At 69.8% G+C, this 14,369-nt stretch carries 21 protein-coding genes; 14 read left to right on the top strand and 7 right to left on the bottom strand.

What is annotated here, in order from left to right; translation table 11 throughout:
- Positions 1-45: 45 nt before the first annotated feature.
- Together ABZS40_RS33510 and ABZS40_RS33505 are read right to left on the bottom strand one after the other, a co-directional pair.
- Positions 46-438, bottom strand: a complete 393-nt coding sequence (locus tag ABZS40_RS33510; RefSeq protein ID WP_354948294.1) for a VOC family protein — start codon at positions 436-438, stop codon at positions 46-48.
- A gap of 5 nt (positions 439-443) precedes the next feature.
- The gene (locus ABZS40_RS33505; RefSeq protein WP_354948292.1) at positions 444-797 is read right to left on the bottom strand and encodes a DUF1801 domain-containing protein; all 354 of its coding nucleotides are present in this window, start codon (positions 795-797) and stop codon (positions 444-446) included.
- Between the two features lie 114 nt (positions 798-911).
- On the opposite strand from ABZS40_RS33505, the gene ABZS40_RS33500 reads away from it, so the two are divergent.
- From ABZS40_RS33500 to ABZS40_RS33470, 7 genes are all read left to right on the top strand, one after another.
- Positions 912-1,796, top strand: a complete 885-nt coding sequence (locus ABZS40_RS33500) for a LysR family transcriptional regulator (RefSeq protein ID WP_354948290.1) — start codon at positions 912-914, stop codon at positions 1,794-1,796.
- Complete coding sequence (locus ABZS40_RS33495) at positions 1,793-2,548, top strand: class I SAM-dependent methyltransferase (protein ID WP_354948288.1); 756 nt, start codon at positions 1,793-1,795, stop codon at positions 2,546-2,548. The genes ABZS40_RS33500 and ABZS40_RS33495 overlap by 4 nt, the downstream gene beginning before the upstream one ends.
- Before the next feature lie 10 nt (positions 2,549-2,558).
- A complete protein-coding gene (locus ABZS40_RS33490) occupies positions 2,559-2,921 on the top strand; it encodes a PH domain-containing protein (protein ID WP_354948286.1) in 363 nt (120 codons plus the stop codon).
- Positions 2,922-3,144: 223 nt separating this feature from the next.
- Positions 3,145-3,876: a class I SAM-dependent methyltransferase gene (locus ABZS40_RS33485; RefSeq protein WP_354948285.1), complete on the top strand. Its 732-nt coding sequence runs from the start codon at positions 3,145-3,147 to the stop codon at positions 3,874-3,876.
- Positions 3,877-3,975: 99 nt separating this feature from the next.
- Positions 3,976-4,176, top strand: coding sequence for a hypothetical protein (locus ABZS40_RS33480; RefSeq protein WP_354948283.1), 201 nt, complete (start codon positions 3,976-3,978; stop codon positions 4,174-4,176).
- A gap of 152 nt (positions 4,177-4,328) precedes the next feature.
- Positions 4,329-4,610 (top strand): hypothetical protein, encoded by a 282-nt coding sequence (locus tag ABZS40_RS33475; RefSeq protein ID WP_354948282.1) that lies wholly within the window; start codon positions 4,329-4,331, stop codon positions 4,608-4,610.
- A gap of 81 nt (positions 4,611-4,691) precedes the next feature.
- Positions 4,692-5,963 carry an MFS transporter gene (locus ABZS40_RS33470; protein ID WP_354948280.1) on the top strand — a complete coding sequence of 424 codons (1,272 nt, stop codon included), beginning with the start codon at positions 4,692-4,694 and terminating at the stop codon, positions 5,961-5,963.
- Between the two features lie 6 nt (positions 5,964-5,969).
- Here ABZS40_RS33470 and ABZS40_RS33465 read toward each other — a convergent pair whose 3' ends face one another.
- Positions 5,970-6,320, bottom strand: coding sequence for a metalloregulator ArsR/SmtB family transcription factor (locus ABZS40_RS33465; protein WP_354948278.1), 351 nt, complete (start codon positions 6,318-6,320; stop codon positions 5,970-5,972).
- Positions 6,317-6,775, bottom strand: coding sequence for an SRPBCC domain-containing protein (locus ABZS40_RS33460; protein ID WP_354948276.1), 459 nt, complete (start codon positions 6,773-6,775; stop codon positions 6,317-6,319). Before ABZS40_RS33460 ends, ABZS40_RS33465 begins: the two co-directional genes overlap by 4 nt.
- Before the next feature lie 114 nt (positions 6,776-6,889).
- On the opposite strand from ABZS40_RS33460, the gene ABZS40_RS33455 reads away from it, so the two are divergent.
- The 3 genes from ABZS40_RS33455 to ABZS40_RS33445 all read left to right on the top strand — a co-directional run bounded on the left by ABZS40_RS33455 (position 6,890) and on the right by ABZS40_RS33445 (position 8,765).
- Positions 6,890-7,264, top strand: coding sequence for a VOC family protein (locus ABZS40_RS33455; RefSeq protein ID WP_354948274.1), 375 nt, complete (start codon positions 6,890-6,892; stop codon positions 7,262-7,264).
- A 13-nt stretch (positions 7,265-7,277) separates the two neighbouring features.
- Entirely contained in the window at positions 7,278-7,880 is a 603-nt protein-coding gene (locus tag ABZS40_RS33450) for an NAD(P)H-dependent oxidoreductase (RefSeq protein ID WP_354948272.1), read from the top strand.
- A 96-nt stretch (positions 7,881-7,976) separates the two neighbouring features.
- Positions 7,977-8,765, top strand: a complete 789-nt coding sequence (locus ABZS40_RS33445) for a nucleotidyltransferase domain-containing protein (protein WP_354948270.1) — start codon at positions 7,977-7,979, stop codon at positions 8,763-8,765.
- Positions 8,766-9,015: 250 nt separating this feature from the next.
- Here the strand turns inward: ABZS40_RS33445 and ABZS40_RS33440 are convergent, their stop codons facing one another.
- Positions 9,016-9,786, bottom strand: a complete 771-nt coding sequence (locus tag ABZS40_RS33440) for a class I SAM-dependent methyltransferase (RefSeq protein ID WP_354948268.1) — start codon at positions 9,784-9,786, stop codon at positions 9,016-9,018.
- A gap of 40 nt (positions 9,787-9,826) precedes the next feature.
- On the opposite strand from ABZS40_RS33440, the gene ABZS40_RS33435 reads away from it, so the two are divergent.
- The 3 genes from ABZS40_RS33435 (at position 9,827) to ABZS40_RS33425 (ending at position 11,583) form a co-directional block, all read left to right on the top strand.
- Positions 9,827-10,423, top strand: a complete 597-nt coding sequence (locus ABZS40_RS33435; protein WP_354948266.1) for a DUF3592 domain-containing protein — start codon at positions 9,827-9,829, stop codon at positions 10,421-10,423.
- 150 nt (positions 10,424-10,573) lie between these two features.
- Entirely contained in the window at positions 10,574-11,212 is a 639-nt protein-coding gene (locus ABZS40_RS33430; RefSeq protein ID WP_354948265.1) for an SAM-dependent methyltransferase, read from the top strand.
- A 119-nt stretch (positions 11,213-11,331) separates the two neighbouring features.
- On the top strand, positions 11,332-11,583 hold the full coding sequence (locus ABZS40_RS33425) for a hypothetical protein (RefSeq protein WP_354948264.1): 252 nt from the start codon (positions 11,332-11,334) through the stop codon (positions 11,581-11,583).
- Positions 11,584-11,650: 67 nt separating this feature from the next.
- On the opposite strand, the gene ychF is transcribed toward ABZS40_RS33425, so the two are convergent.
- On the bottom strand, positions 11,651-12,736 hold the full coding sequence (gene ychF, locus ABZS40_RS33420; RefSeq protein ID WP_354948262.1) for a redox-regulated ATPase YchF: 1,086 nt from the start codon (positions 12,734-12,736) through the stop codon (positions 11,651-11,653).
- A gap of 144 nt (positions 12,737-12,880) precedes the next feature.
- On the opposite strand from ychF, the gene ABZS40_RS33415 reads away from it, so the two are divergent.
- Entirely contained in the window at positions 12,881-13,450 is a 570-nt protein-coding gene (locus ABZS40_RS33415; RefSeq protein WP_354948260.1) for an exonuclease, read from the top strand.
- A 3-nt stretch (positions 13,451-13,453) separates the two neighbouring features.
- On the opposite strand, the gene ABZS40_RS33410 is transcribed toward ABZS40_RS33415, so the two are convergent.
- On the bottom strand, positions 13,454-14,188 hold the full coding sequence (locus tag ABZS40_RS33410; protein WP_354948259.1) for a peptidase E: 735 nt from the start codon (positions 14,186-14,188) through the stop codon (positions 13,454-13,456).
- Positions 14,189-14,369: the final 181 nt, after the last annotated feature.

Raw genomic sequence — 14,369 nt, 5'->3', positions numbered from 1 at the left:
GATGGGGAGACGCGGGGCTTCCGCATGTAGCCAGGCAACTCCGGCTCACTGGTCGGCTACGGCGTCCTGCGGGTACCAACGCAGCTCCACCAAGTTGCCGTCCGGGTCCCGCACGTAGATCGAGGTCGCCGATCCGCGGGCGCCGAACCGGCTGACCGGGCCGGTCAGCACCGTGAAGACCCCCGATTCGATCACCTGCGCCCAGTTCAGTGGTGCCACCACCAGGCAGAAGTGGTCCACGTTCGCGCCGTGCGGCTCACCTCGGACGAGGTCGATGATGCTGTCGGAGCTGATCCGCGCCGACGGGAACGGGACGCTGCCCGCGCGCCACTCGTCGACCCGTACCGGCGTCAGCCCGAGCCGGCCGCAGTAGAAGTCCAGGGACAGTTCCACGTCGGCGACGGTCAGCACCAGGTGGTCGAAACCGGTTACCCGCACCGCGCTCACGCCTCCTCCAGGTGGGCCGCCGCGCGCAGCCAGCCGCTGAACAGGGCCGGGTCGATGTCGGCGACCTCGCGCAACTTCACTGCCGCCATCGCCCGCGCACCGGGGATCAGCAGCCCCGACGGGTCGGCGATTTCCTGCCCTCGCCACAGCCCGAAGGTGACGTACGACCCGTACGCCTTGACCAGGCAGACCGGGCGCTGGCCGGGCCGGTCGCCCAGGCCCCAGACGGGGTGCCCGTGCCACATCGCGCCGGTCGCCCCGGGCAGGGCCGCCGCGATGATCGGCGTCAGCTTCTCGCCGATCTCGCGCAGTGGGCCGGCCAGGCCGATCAGGTAGTCGTCGATGCTCATGTCAGCGCCTTCCGCTCGGTGTTTCCTGCCCCGTTCACGATCCCCGGACGAGGGACGCCGACCAAGACCTCATGCCGCTACGATCGTTGCCCACAGGTCAACGATGGGAACGATGTGCTGGAGCGGTACGAGGTCGAGACGTTCCTGACGCTCGCGGAGGAGCTGCACTTCGGCCGGACCGCCGAGCGGTTGACAGTCAGCACCGGCCGGGTCAGCCACATCGTGAAGAAGCTGGAACGCCAGATCGGCGCACCGCTGTTCGCCCGCACCAGTCGAGTCGTCCGGCTCACCCCGATCGGCCGGCAACTCGCCGACGAGCTGGCCCCGCTGGTCGCCGAGATGGACAGAGCCGTTCGCCGCGCGACCGACGCCGCCCGGGGCGTGACCGGGACGCTGCGGGTGGCGTTCCTCGGCGAGTGGACCGCGCCGGTGCTGCTCCGGGCGGTGGCCCTGTTCGGCGAACGGCACCCGGACTGCCGGGTGGAGGTGCACGAGGCGCAGCTGTCCACCACCCGATCGGGGCTGCTCGACGGCTCGACCGACGTGTTGATCGCCTCGTACCCCTTCGACGGGATGGCCACCGGCCCGGCGCTGCTCTCCGAGGACCGGGTGCTGGCCGTGGCGGCGGGTCACCCGCTCACCCGGGAGCGGTCGGTGTCGTTGGAGGTGCTCGCCGACCATCCGGTGGTGCAGTACCCGACAGTGACCTCGCTGGAGTTCAAGCGGGACCGCACCCCGGAGCGCACCCCGTCCGGTCGGCCCGTGCCGAAGGGACCCGCCGGGAACACCTTCTCCGAGATGCTGTCCCTGGTCGCGCTGGGCCGGGGTGTCCTGCCGGTGGGCGAGCACACACGGCGCTACTACCCCCGCCCCGACGTGGCGTACGTGCCCATCCACGACGCCCCACCGATCGAACGAGGGCCGGTCTGGCTGCCCAGCAACACCACCACCCGGGTACGCGAGTTCGTCCGCGCCGCGACCGACGCGAACCCCCGATGAGGCACGCCGAGTTCCGCCACCACCGGCTGGTCCAGGTGTACGACGCGGAGTGCCGGTGGGGGCCGGACGACGACTTCTTCCAGACGGTGGTCGGCGAAACCCCGACCGCCCGGGTGCTCGACCTCGGCTGCGGCACCGGCCGGCTGACCATTGCCCTCGCCGCCGCCGGTCACACCGTCACCGGTGTGGACCCGGCCGGCGCGTCCCTGGCCGCCGCCCGTGCCAAGCCGGGCGGTGAGCGGGTGACCTGGCTCGCGGGCACCTCGGCGCTGCTGCCGGAGAGGGCGTTCGACGTGGCGGTACTGACCAGCCACGTCGCCCAGTTCTTCGTGGACGATGCGGAGTGGGCGCGTACCCTCGCCGACCTGGCCCGGGCGCTCGTGCCCGGCGGCCGGCTGGTGTTCGACGCCCGCGACCCGGCGGACCGTCGCTGGGAGCTGTGGAACCCGGTGGACTCGCACCGGCTGGTCACGCTGCCCGACGGCGGCGAGGTCCGCGCCTGGACCGAGGTCACCGGGGTACGCGACGGAGTGGTCGACTTCACCCACCACTACCACTTCGACGACGGAGAGGAACTCCTCAGCTCGGCGACCCTGCGCTTCCGCACCGAGGCCGAGCTGCGCACCTCCCTGACCAGGGCGGGCATCATCGTGGACCGCGTCCACGGGGGCTGGCACGGCGAACCCGTCGGCCACGGCGACGGCGAGTTCGTGGTCCTCGCCCGGGTGGGCGCGCTGGCACCGGTTTCCTAGCCTGGAATGCATGGCGAACATCGCGTACGACCGCAAAGAGCAGGTCCAGCAGATCGAGAGTGGCCTCCTCGAAGGCGAGCAGATCATCGCCGTCTACGACGCCGTCGGCACCGGCACCGGGTTCATCGGGCTGACCGACCGCCGCCTGATCATCCAGGACCGGTCCTTCGTCGGAAAGCGGTTCGCGATCACCAGCATCCCGTACTCGAAGATCACCAGCGTGAGCGTGGTCAGCAACAAGTCGTGGGGTGGTTCGTTCTTCTCCACCGGCGCCATCGCCATCCACGTCGGCACGCACACCTACGAGGTGGAGTTCCGTGGCGCGCAGAAGAGCCACCACGTCCACAACGTGATCCTGCACCACATCTCCTGACCGCACGTCCCGTCGTGGGCCCGGCTGGCGTAATTGCCTTGCCGGGCCCGCGGCGTCTCTGGTGTCCTCGGTCGACAGCCGCGCGAAGGGAGCAGCCACCATGCCCAACACGACGAAGTCCCCCGAACCAACAGTCATCCGACCCGAGGAATCGAGACTTCGTGAGCAGGACTGTTCCCCTGGCGCTGCTGGGCGCCACTGACCCCAACCCCGGAGGCCGCTGATGTCGGTCTTCGACGATCCCGGCCTCTTCGGCCGGCTCTGGGCCGCCGACTACGACGGCCCAGGCAACCCCGACCCCGCGCCCGCCGTTGACTTCCTGGCCGACCTGGCCGACGGGGGTCCGGTTCTCGAACTGGCGATCGGCACCGGCCGGGTCGCGCTGCCGCTGGCCGAACGCGGCCTCGCCGTGCACGGCGTCGAGGCGTCCGAGGAGATGCTCGCGCAGTTGCGGGCGAAACCGGGCGGCGACCAGATCCCGGTGGTCGTCGCCGACATGGCGGACGTGCCGGTGGCCGGTGAGTTCCGGCTCGCGTACCTGGTCTTCAACACTCTGTTCAACCTGGTGGAGGCCGAGCGGCAGGCGGACTGCTTCCGCAACGTCGCCCGGGTGCTGTCGCCCGGCGGCGCGTTCGTCATCGAGACGTTCGTGCCCGACCCGCGCAGCTTCGACTCGGACGAGCAGGTGCAGGTGCGTGAGGTCACCGAGGACTCCGCGACGATCCGACTGCACCGGTACGACCGGCCGGCGCAGCGGTTCATCCGGCAGACGATCACCTTCGACGCGGACGGTGTGCACCTGAAGCCGTTCGCCATGCGGTACGCCTGGCCGCACCAGATCGACGAGATGGCGCAGCAGGCAGGGCTCCGGCTCACCGAGCGGTACGCCGACTGGCACCGGCGACCGTTCCAGGCCGACAGCCCGTCGCACATCTCCGTCTACCGGGCGGAGTAGCGGTTTGGTCGACTCGGGTTCCGGAGAAGTCGGGGTGACATCGCCACGACGTCGAGGAACCCGAGTCGATCTCCCGCCGCCCGGAAGTGAGATGCCGCCATGAGCAGACGAGCCATCCAGGTAGTCCTGACCCTGTCGGTCGTCCTGATGGTCACCGGCATCATCCTCAAGGTGGCCGGGGACGGCGCTGCCGACACGGCCGGCACGGTGGCGGTGGCGCTCGCCTCGGTGGGTTCGATCGTGGCGAGCATCGGCTCGTCCTTCCGCACTGCCCGCGGAAACGACGGTTCGAAACGGTGATCCGGCCAGCTCGCTGTCCGATCAGACGGACACGGGAGGTTTGATCGACTCCGGCCCACCGGGGGCATGGGCGTGGATGTGTCACTGTGGGCACGACGACCTGTCACCGAGGGGCCGGGGTCGATCTCCGTCAGCGGAAGCGGGTGCCCAGGATGACCAGACGAGTCGAACGAATTCTCCTGGCGCTGGCGCTCGGTCTGCTCGTTGCCGGCTGGATCCTTCGAGAGAACGAGCACGGCAGCGCCCATACGATCGGCGGGGTGCTGGTGCCCCTCGGCTGGATCTGTCTGATCGTCGCGGCTTTCGGCCGGAACCGTCGCGCCAAGCGCGAGAACGACCGGCTACGCGCGGCGTTGCTCGGCGGCCAGACCGCAACGGGTGCAGGCGAGCGCCCGGACCCCCCTCCCAGTGAGGACGCCCACCCGAGCCGGTGATTCGAGCTTTCCACCCTCGGCTGAATCTGCTGCTGGCAGTAAATGTTGATCCGCGGGTCCCGCGCCGGGTGAGCTGACAGCATGCCGGACGCCTCCCGTTTCCCGCGCTCCTCCCCGTACTGGCCGGTGGTCAGTCACCCTCAGCTCCGGCGCGTTCTGCCCGGGTTGGCCGTCTCCGCGTTGGGCGACGGTCTGGCGGTGGTCGCGGTGACCTGGCTCGCCATCCAACTCGCCCCGCACAATCGCACCTGGTTCGCGCTGGCAATGGCGGCGTACACGCTGCCCAGCGCGGCCGGGACTGTCGTCTTCGGTCGGCTGCTGCGCGGGCGCAGCGGCGCGCAACTCGCGGGGTGGGACGCCATCCTGCGGGCCAGCGCGCTCGCGGCGATCCCCCTCGCCCACCTCGCCGGCGTGCTCACCATCGGGCTGTACGTGGTTCTGCTGGCCGCGTCGGCGCTGCTGCACTCGTGGGGTTCCGCCGGCCGATTCACCCTGATCGCCGAACTGCTGCCGCAGCGACACCATCTTCCGGCCAATGCCGTGCTCAGCACCATCGGAGGGTTTGCCACGATCGTCGGCCCGCCACTGGCGGGCATCCTGATCGGCTGGGTGGGGCCGGTCTGGGTCATCGCCATCGACGCCGCCACCTTCGCCGCGCTGGCCCTCACGTACCGTCTCGCCCTTCCCCCCAACGACGGACCCGCACGGTCCGAGAGCGGCGCTTCGCGAACGGCCGGCTTCGCGGTCATCCGCCAGAACCCGGCCCTGCTGGGCCTGCTGGTGCTGAGCCTCGGGTTCTTCTTCCTATTCGGACCGGTGTACGTGGCGATGCCAATCCACATCACCGACGACCTGCACGCCTCCGCGACACTGCTCGGCGCCTACTACGCCGCGTTCGGCGTCGGCGGTCTCGCCGGGGGTCTGGTCGCCGGTTACCTCCGCCGCTGGCCACTGCGAGCCACCACCATCGGCATCGTCGTCGCGTTCGGCGTTGCCATGCTGCCCCTCGGCCTGGGCGTACCGGTCGGCGTGTCGTTGCCGGCGTTCGCCCTGGCGGGCTTCATCTGGGCGCCGTACATGTCCACGTCGATGGCGCTGTTCCAGCGCAGCACGTCGACCGCCCGACTGCCCGCGGTGCTCGCCGCGAACGGTGCCATCCTCGTGCTGGCGGTGCCGCTGGGCACCATGCTGGGCGGGCCGCTGGTGGGTGCCATCGGCCCCCGCCCGACGCTGCTGCTCTGCGCCGTGGCGATAGCCGCTCTCGGCCTGGCCGCCGGGGGGATCGCGATCTCGCGGCGAAGCGGGCGATCCCCCGGCAGCCCAACCGGCACCGAGGTCAGTGCCCGTCGCTGACCATCTTCAGCCTCCCTGGTTGTCGGTGCGGTGGCGTTCGATCGTCTCGGCGATGCGCTTGATCCGGCGGAGGCGGGCGTCCCAGGTGGAGCCGACCGCCGACAACTGGGCGACCGCGCGGGCGAGTTGCGCCTCGTCCACCTGGTAGTGGCGCTCGCGACCGGCCGGTTCGGCGTGGATCAGCCCAACCCGGTCGAGGACCGCCAGGTGCTTCGAGACGGCCTGACGGGTGACGGGTAGCCGCCTGCTCAGCGAGGTGGCCGTGCCCGGCCCGTCAGAGAGAAGAAGATCGATCATCGTACGACGGATGGGGTCGCCGATCGCCGACCACAACTCGTCGTCGACCGCCGCGCTCACGGGGTCGCGACCAGCCGCGCGACGTACCCGCCCAGCCGGGGCATGTAGTGGTCCCACCCGTTCTCGTGGTCGCGGTACTGCTCTTCCAGAACAGCGACCTCCCAGCCCAGCTCGCGGAACCCGGTCTCGGTCATCCGGATCAGCGTCCCGGCGCCGCTGGGCACCAGGTCGAAGGTGACGAAGAGCGCCTGCCCGCTCCGGTCCGGCTCGGTGAAGCACCACCGGAAGGAGAACCGCTTCGGCGGGTCGACCTCGACGACGGCGAGCGCGACGGTCTTCGTCTCGCCGGTGTCGGCGTCGCGCCAGACCAGCTCGCCGGGCGCGCCGGCGACCGACTCGAACCGCGCGTCGTCGGGCCACCACTCCCGCATGTGCTCGGGCTGGCTGACCACCTCGAAGACGACCTCGGGGGACGCGTCGACGTGGATGTCGCGTTCGATGGTTCCCTGTTCCATGCTCACAACCTTTCGCAACCTTTGGTTGCACTCAACCTACGACAACCCGCGCCCATCGCGCAACCTTTCGTTGCGCGTCGTGGTTTCGTCGTACCCGGGGTGCACGATCGGCGCATGTCTGAGCCATCGCCGCACCGACACCACGCCATCGACTACATCGAGCTCACGGTGACCGACCTCGCCGTGGCCAAGCGCTTCTACAACGACGCGTTCGGTTGGCAGTTCAACGACTACGGGCCGGAGTACGCCGGCATCCGCAGCCCTCAGGGCGACGACGCACCCGAGGTCGGCGGTCTCCGTCTGGACAGCGAAGTCCGGGCGGGCGGCCCACTCGTGCTGCTCTACTCCGCCGACCTGGACCGGTCCGTGCAGGCCGTGAAGGAGGCCGGCGGCCAGGTGGTGAACGGGCCGTACGAGTTCCCCGGCGGCCGGCGCTTCCACTTCACCGACCCCAGCGGCAACGAGTTGGGCGCCTGGGCCGAGCAGTAGGACCCTTGCACCCATGCACACCTTGTTGGTAGCCGTGAACCCCGAGCCTCAGTCCCTGACGCAGCACGTTGTTCAGCGACTTGAGGCCGCGCTGCGCCCAGGGTCCGTCGAGATCGCCGACCTGGCACAGGAAGGCTTCGACCCGAGGTACACCCTGGCCGATCGCGAGGCGTACCAGAAGCGTGGTGGGTCCCCACCCGATGTTCTCCGCGAGCAGCAGCGGATCGACCGAGCCACCGATCTCGTGCTGGTCTTCCCGGTCTACTGGTGGTCGATGCCGGCACTGCTCAAGGGGTGGATCGACCGGGTGTTCATCAACGGCTGGGCCTTCGACTACGCCCCGTCCACCGGCATCCAACCGAGACTGCAACGCCTCACCACCCACCTGCTCCCCGTCGCCGGCGACGACACGGGCCTCTACGAGCGACACGGGTACGGGCACGCGCTACGCACGCAGATCGAGCACGGGATCGTGGACTACTGCGGCAGCCGTCGTGGCGTCACGGCCTTCGTGCACGAGTCCGAGCAGGACGACTCCCAGGCCACGGCACGACACGTCGACCAGGCCGTCACCATGATCTGCGACGCCATCTCCGTACCGCTCGACGCGCGTTAGGAAAAGTGCTGCCTCCCAGGCCATTCCGAGGCCGCCCGGGCGGTGGGTGATCGTCGTCGTCACCTCCGGCAGAGTGTCCCCATGACCGGAAGAGGGGTGGACGCCGAGGGCTGGATTGCCCGCGAGGGAGCGCTGAGTCGGGTCCCGGCCGCGTTCGCAGGTGTTGTCGAGGCGGCACGCGCTCGAATAGCCGATTCGTTCGACGATGGTCGGCTGCACAGCGCCTACATCTACGGCAGCATCCCGCGTGGCACCGCCACCCCCGGGCTCTCCGATCTCGACCTCCTCGTCGCCCCGCACGCCGAACCAACCGAGGCCGACCGGACGGCCGCCACGAGGATCGAGCAGGCTCTCGACGAGTCCTTCACGCAGATCGACGGCGTGGGCGTTCTGCTGTTCAGTGCGCGTACGCTGCTCAGCGAGCTTGAGCGGCACGACCTCGGCTTCTTCGTCGCCTGCCTGTGCGCTCCCCTGCTGGGCGACGACCTCGCCGATCACCTTCCCCGCTACCGGCCCACGTCCCTGCTCGCCCGCGAGACGAACGGCGACCTCTCGCTTGCGCTTCCGGGATGGCGCCGCCAGGCAGCCACAGCGAACACCGACCAGCACCGTAAGGCCCTCAGCCGGCTCGTCGCTCGTCGCATCGTCAGGACCGGATTCACGCTGATCATGCCCCGCTGGGGAGGCTGGACAAGCGACCTCACCGAGTCCGCCGAGGCATTTGGACTCTACTATCCGGAACGCGCCGAGCAGATGCGGCGAGCTGCCGTTATCGGCCGCACGCCCTCTGCAGTTCCGGCTGTGCACGAACTCATCGACGACCTCGGGCCCTGGCTCGCCGCTGAGTACGCGACCGTCCATGGCGACAAGGCCGCCCGTCCCTGACCTATCGGAGGTCGTCGCCACTCAGGACGAGACAGCCGAACGTCCGCGCCGCCGGAAGAGACACCCCGCCGCTGCACGTGCCGGCTCACGACCTGGCCGCCGTGGGCTTTCACCAAGCTGGCAAGCAGATTGAGCTTGCTGGCAAGATCCTTGTCCTTTACCGAGAACAGGCCCACCAGCGCCACGTCGGCGCCTGCCAGCACAGCGTTCAACGCCCCGCCCCGATGTCGGTTCACCGGGTGGCTGACCGTCAGCGCCGGCGGGCGCGCAGCACGCCGGTCAGCATCGGCAGGGTGAACTCGCCGTGCGCCGTTTCGGGTCGGCTCCCGAGGAAGGCGCGAATGCGGCCGAGCGTGGCCGTTCGCTCCTCCTCCCGCATGACCAGCATCCCGGCCCGCGTCGCAAGCGTCGCGACGAGAGAGTCGGCGGTGCGGCGCTGCCCGTGCGGGAACTCGACCTGCTCCGCCGACCCGAACCGCGCGATCACGCCAGTGCTCGGAACGAGCATGTCCTCCGTAGCCGTGCGCCAACTGCTCACTGTGTCGCGCGGGCCGATGGCGGCACTCCCGCTGACCCGTTCGAGCCCGGCAACCCAGTCGATCCCGTCGTCCATGATGTTCCACAACCCGGCCAGGACACCGCCGGGCGCGAGGACCCTGGCGATTTCCACCCCCGCGACGGCCATGTCGAACCAGTGCAGGGCATTGCCGGCGAGCACGGCATCGACGGACCCGTCCGGCAGCGGAATGGCCTCGGCGCTACCCGGCAGGGCACGGACGGCCGGCACCGCACGGCGTAGCTCGGCGAGCATCGCCGGGTCGGGTTCGACCGCCACGACGTCCGCGCCCACAGCGGCCAGCGTCGCGGACAGCTTGCCGGTGCCGGCGCCCAGGTCGAGCACGCGTAGACCGGGAGCGGGCTCCAGTGCCCACCGCACCGCAGCCTGCGCGTAGTCCGGGCGGTGCTCGGCGTACGCGCTCGCCGCCGCGCCAAACGACGATCGGAGCAGCTGATCCGTCATGCGGACAACCTACCGCCGCTTGTGGACATTGACTGCGACCATGGCCACCGTGCAGATCTTGCGGAACTGGTGGCGCGCCCGCTACCCCGTCTACATACTTGGCCTCGCGGTCGGGATGGTCATGATGTGGCTGCCGTTCATGACTTTCCAGGACAACGATGCTTGGGCGAGCCGACTGCGGGTCCATGGCCTGTCAGCCCAGGCCGTCGTCGATGAGCTCGTACACAAACGGCGGAACACGATGCACCTGCGCTACGAATTCGCCGGGGCCCAGCGTCAGGCCGAGGTTGGCTGTTGGGAGGTCTGCCTGCCGGCCGGCAGTGCGGTGCGGATCTGGGTCAACCCCAACGATCCCGAAGATTTCGTCACCGAGTTCGGCATCCTCAGCGGACATCGGGGCCGGCTGCAAGGGGTGGTCGGGGCGGCAGGCCTGGTGCTGTCCGGGGCGATGGCGCTCGCTGTGATCGCCCGCGGCACCCAGCGACGACGCGACCGTCGGCGGCAGGACTGGCAGCGGCAGCAGCGGGACCAACGCCGACGACAGTTCATCAAGGCCAGGGCCGGAGCAAAGCGAAAGCCGAGCCGACAACGGCCGAATCAGGGCAATCTCGTGACCCACCACAGGGACAAGTCGTGAACGACCACCCTCCGGCCTCGACGACCCCCCGAGAGGTCACGGCGATGGAACGCATCAAGGTCCGCTGCTGGCTGGAAGAATTGCCTGGATGGCGCACGGCGTTGCCTTGGGCGCCCTTGCGGTTCGACAACCACAGGTAAGGGGGGCCCCATGACCGCCCGGACGCACTGGCAGGCGTGGCATGAGCCCTACGCCGACGAGAATTCACCGCTCTCGCGTCGGCTGCGGCTGGTCCAGCAGCACATTGCCGTGTGGCTTGACCAGCGTTCCGACGAGCGGCTGACTGTGGTGAGCGCGTGCGCGGGACAGGGTCACGACCTCATCGGCGTCCTCGCCGCAAGATCTGATGCCCTGCGTGTACACGGAACGCTACTCGAGTACGACCCGGGCAATGCGGCTGCCGCTCGGACCGCCGCCGATCAGGCCCGGCTCGCAAATATCGCGATCAGGCAGGCCGACGCGGGCCGGCTCTCTTCGTATGCGGGGGCGGTCCCAGCCGACCTGGTGCTCATGGTCGGAGTCTTCGGCAATATCTCAGACGCCGACGTAGAGCGGACCGTTGCCGCTCTCCCCCAACTGTGCGCTGAGAGCGCCACCGTGATCTGGACCAGGGCACGGCGAGATCCGGATCTGACACCAGCACTACGGGACTGGCTGCGAGATGCCGGCTTCGTGGAGCATGCCTTCCATGCCCCGGACGATGCGCAGTTCTCTGTGGGCGTTCACCGGCTCGAAAGTTCTCCGCAGCCGCTTGACCCCACTAGAACCGTCTTCACGTTCCTGTACTGAGGCCAGACGGTCGCTACGCGAGCACTCTGTCATTGACGCCGTAGCCAGTCCGGACCCGCGGGGGAGGAGACCCACAACGGTCCGCGGCGGTCACGGATGTACGTCGCATAGTCCGCAAAATGGCGACGACGGCCGAGAAAGTGCGGGTAGTGATCGAAGTGCCACCGGCAGGCCTCGACAAACTCCGTGTGGTCATCGAGCCCAAGGCGAGCGCAGACACGTGCGAACTCGTCCAAGCCGTCCAGCATCTCGGCGCACTGGGCAGGTGTCGCGCCATCGGCACCCCACAACACACCGGCCGGAAGCTCGTGGAGCGCATGGTCGAGCCACTGGCGATCACTGATGTAGCGGGCCCCGTCGTCGTCAGCTGAGGCGTTCACCAGGGGCCTCCGTGCCTGCGCCATGTGACCAGCCTAGCCAGCAGACGTCGGACCTGAGTCAGACGTTGAAGCGGAACTCCACCACGTCGCCGTCCTGCATGACGTACTCCTTGCCCTCGATGCGGACCTTGCCCGCCGCCTTGGCCGACGCCATCGAACCGTGCTCGACCAGGTCGTGGTAGGAGACCACCTCGGCCTTGATGAAGCCGCGCTGGAAGTCGCTGTGGATGACACCCGCGGCCTCCGGCGCGGTGGCGCCGACCGAGACGGTCCAGGCGCGCGCTTCCTTGGGGCCGGCCGTGAGGTACGTCTGGAGGCCGAGGGTGCGGAAGCCGACCCGGACGAGCTGGTTGAGGCCGGGCTCGTTCTGCCCGATCGACTCCAGCAGCTCGCGGGCCTCATCCTCGGGCAGGTCCACCAGCTCGGATTCGATCTTGGCGTCCATGAAGATGGCCTCGGCGGGGGCGACCAGGGCGCGCAGCTCGTCGAGGAACGTCTCGTTGGCCAGCTCGGCCTCGTCGACGTTGAAGACGTACAGGAAGGGCTTGGTGGTGAGCAGGTGCAGCTCGCGCAGGTGCTCCAGCTCGATCTTGGCGGCGGCGGCCCCGGAGTAGAGGGTGGTGCCACCGTCGAGCACCTCGATCGCGGCCTTCGCGGCGGCGACCGCGGCGGCCCGGTCCTTGCGGAGCTTGGCCTCCTTCTCCAACCGGGGCAGCGCCTTGTCCAGGGTCTGCAGGTCGGCGAGGATCAGCTCGGTGTTGATCGTCTCGATGTCGTCGGCCGGGGAGATCTTGCCGTCGACGTGCACCACGTTCGGGTCGGAGAAGGCCCGGACGACCTGACAGATCGCCGAGGCGTCCCGGATGTTGGCCAGGAAGGCGTTGCCCCGGCCCTGCCCCTTCGACGCGCCGCGGACCAGGCCGGCGATGTCGACGAACGACACCGGCGCCGGCAGCACCTTCTGCGAGGAGAAGATCTCGGCCAGCTTGCCCAGCCGCTCGTCGGGCAGCCCGACCACGCCGACGTTGGGCTCGATGGTGGCGAACGGGTAGTTCGCCGCCAGCACGTCGTTCTTGGTCAACGCGTTGAAAAGCGTGCTCTTGCCGACGTTGGGCAGGCCGACGATGCCGATGGTGAGACTCACGACGGGCCAGCTTACGCCGGTCCCGGCCAGGCCGGTCCAGGCGGCTCCGATTCGGCGCCGCGCCGCTGGTCGATCGTCGGTCCCGCCGGGCCCCGTCGGGCGTTGCTAATCTCCCGGTTCGATGTTCCGCTGCTGGAGGTGGGGATGACCCCGACGTTGCCTGAGCTGTACATCGCCGTCGATGTGGAGGCGGACGGGCCGATCCCCGGGCCGTACAGCATGATCTCGCTGGGCATGGCCGTGGCCAGCCGACCGGACCTGACCTTCTACACCGAGCTGCGTCCCATCTCCGACGAGTTCGTCCCGGCGGCGTTGGCCGTCTCCGGCCTGGACCGGGACCGGCTGCTGCGGGAGGCGCCCACCGCGCAGGAGGCGATGTCCGCCGCGGCGGCCTGGGTCGACGGGCTGCGCCGCGTCGGCCGCCCGGTCTTCCTCGCCGCTCCGGCCGTCTGGGACGGCATGTTCGTGCACTGGTACTTCGTCCGCTTCGTCGGGCACAGCCCGTTCGGTGCGACCGGCTCCGGTGTTGATCTCCGCAGTTACTGGATGGGGTTGACCGGCAGCGAGTGGACCCAGACCCGCCAGGGCACGATCAAGCGCGAGCTGGGCCTGCACGACATGCCGCACACGCACCACGCCGGGGAGGACGCCGCCGAGCTGGCGCAGGTCTTCGACGCGGTGCTGCGCCGCCGACAGCCGGTCGAGGAGGCGTGACGCTCAGCCGAGCCGGCGGGGGGCGATGACCGCCTCCCGGACGCTGCCGTCCACGCCGCGGCTGACCTCGTACGCCGAGACGCCCTCGCGGTCCGCGATTGCCTCGACCAGCCGGGTGCCCCGGTAGACCAGGCCGACGCCGTCGTCGGTGCAGTGGCTGGTGGGGAGCGTGCCGTCGCCCACCAGCTCGTGCATGAGCGGACGGCGCTGGCCATCGCTGTCGTAGTGCACCCCGTTGCCGTACGGCAGCCAGGCCAGTGCCTCGGTGAAGCCGCGCAGCCGGGGGCCGAAGCTGTCGGTGGCGCCGCCGACATGCCAGCAGATCGAGCCGGCGGAGACGCCGGCCAGCACCACGCCGGCCTGCCAGCACTCGTGCAGGATCTCGTCGAGCCCGTGCACCCGCCACACCGCGACCAGGTTGGCCACGCTGCCACCGTCGACCCAGATCACGTCCTGGGCGAGCAGGTGGGCGCGGACATCCTCGACGTTCGGCATCGGGAACAGGGCGAGGTGTGACAGCCGGAACCGGGTGTCGGCGAACGCGCCGTAGACGGCGGCCAACGAGGTGGGCTGGTCGCCGATGGCCTGCCCGAGGTAGCAGACCCGCGGCTGCGGACCGGCCTCGGCCAGCTCGGCCGCCAGCTCGAAGACCGGGCTGGGGCGCAGGTCGTAGGGCCCGCGGCTGCCCCGGAAGAAGCCCATGCTGGTGGCGATGATGGTCGGTTCGCTGGCGGGCATCGGAGCGTCCTTCCGTCGGGGGCGGTGCGGCGTCCATCCTGCCGCAGTCGGTCTCCCGCCCGCTCGCTGCCGGGGCCGGACCGCCACCCCCAGCCGGCGGGGAGGCCCCGGCCGGGGGTGGGAAACATAAATTGTCGGGCGGCGGCGAGTGTGGGCCGGGCCACGAGCGCGGAAGAGCGAC

Origin of the sequence: Micromonospora sp. NPDC005324 (assembly GCF_040607155.1) — a bacterium.
GTDB classification, from domain to species: Bacteria; Actinomycetota; Actinomycetes; order Mycobacteriales; family Micromonosporaceae; genus Micromonospora; species Micromonospora trifolii.
The sequence above is the reverse complement of the archived record's forward strand: the minus strand, read 5'-3'. Positions and strand labels throughout refer to the sequence as shown.

What these genes read in the sequence shown, in the direction of transcription:
- ABZS40_RS33435 (WP_354948266.1), top strand. Translation starts at nt 9,827, where the DNA reads ATGGCCACCGTGCAGATCTTGCGGAACTGGTGGCGCGCCCGCTACCCC.
- ABZS40_RS33480 (WP_354948283.1), top strand. Translation starts at nt 3,976, where the DNA reads ATGAGCAGACGAGCCATCCAGGTAGTCCTGACCCTGTCGGTCGTCCTG.
- ABZS40_RS33450 (WP_354948272.1), top strand. Translation starts at nt 7,278, where the DNA reads ATGCACACCTTGTTGGTAGCCGTGAACCCCGAGCCTCAGTCCCTGACG.
- ABZS40_RS33495 (WP_354948288.1), top strand. Translation starts at nt 1,793, where the DNA reads ATGAGGCACGCCGAGTTCCGCCACCACCGGCTGGTCCAGGTGTACGAC.
- ABZS40_RS33470 (WP_354948280.1), top strand. Translation starts at nt 4,692, where the DNA reads ATGCCGGACGCCTCCCGTTTCCCGCGCTCCTCCCCGTACTGGCCGGTG.
- ABZS40_RS33505 (WP_354948292.1), bottom strand. Translation starts at nt 797, where the DNA reads ATGAGCATCGACGACTACCTGATCGGCCTGGCCGGCCCACTGCGCGAG.
- ABZS40_RS33475 (WP_354948282.1), top strand. Translation starts at nt 4,329, where the DNA reads ATGACCAGACGAGTCGAACGAATTCTCCTGGCGCTGGCGCTCGGTCTG.
- ABZS40_RS33410 (WP_354948259.1), bottom strand. Translation starts at nt 14,188, where the DNA reads ATGCCCGCCAGCGAACCGACCATCATCGCCACCAGCATGGGCTTCTTC.
- ABZS40_RS33425 (WP_354948264.1), top strand. Translation starts at nt 11,332, where the DNA reads ATGGCGACGACGGCCGAGAAAGTGCGGGTAGTGATCGAAGTGCCACCG.
- ABZS40_RS33455 (WP_354948274.1), top strand. Translation starts at nt 6,890, where the DNA reads ATGTCTGAGCCATCGCCGCACCGACACCACGCCATCGACTACATCGAG.
- ABZS40_RS33490 (WP_354948286.1), top strand. Translation starts at nt 2,559, where the DNA reads ATGGCGAACATCGCGTACGACCGCAAAGAGCAGGTCCAGCAGATCGAG.
- ABZS40_RS33460 (WP_354948276.1), bottom strand. Translation starts at nt 6,775, where the DNA reads ATGGAACAGGGAACCATCGAACGCGACATCCACGTCGACGCGTCCCCC.
- ABZS40_RS33440 (WP_354948268.1), bottom strand. Translation starts at nt 9,786, where the DNA reads ATGACGGATCAGCTGCTCCGATCGTCGTTTGGCGCGGCGGCGAGCGCG.
- ABZS40_RS33415 (WP_354948260.1), top strand. Translation starts at nt 12,881, where the DNA reads ATGACCCCGACGTTGCCTGAGCTGTACATCGCCGTCGATGTGGAGGCG.
- ABZS40_RS33430 (WP_354948265.1), top strand. Translation starts at nt 10,574, where the DNA reads ATGACCGCCCGGACGCACTGGCAGGCGTGGCATGAGCCCTACGCCGAC.
- ABZS40_RS33485 (WP_354948285.1), top strand. Translation starts at nt 3,145, where the DNA reads ATGTCGGTCTTCGACGATCCCGGCCTCTTCGGCCGGCTCTGGGCCGCC.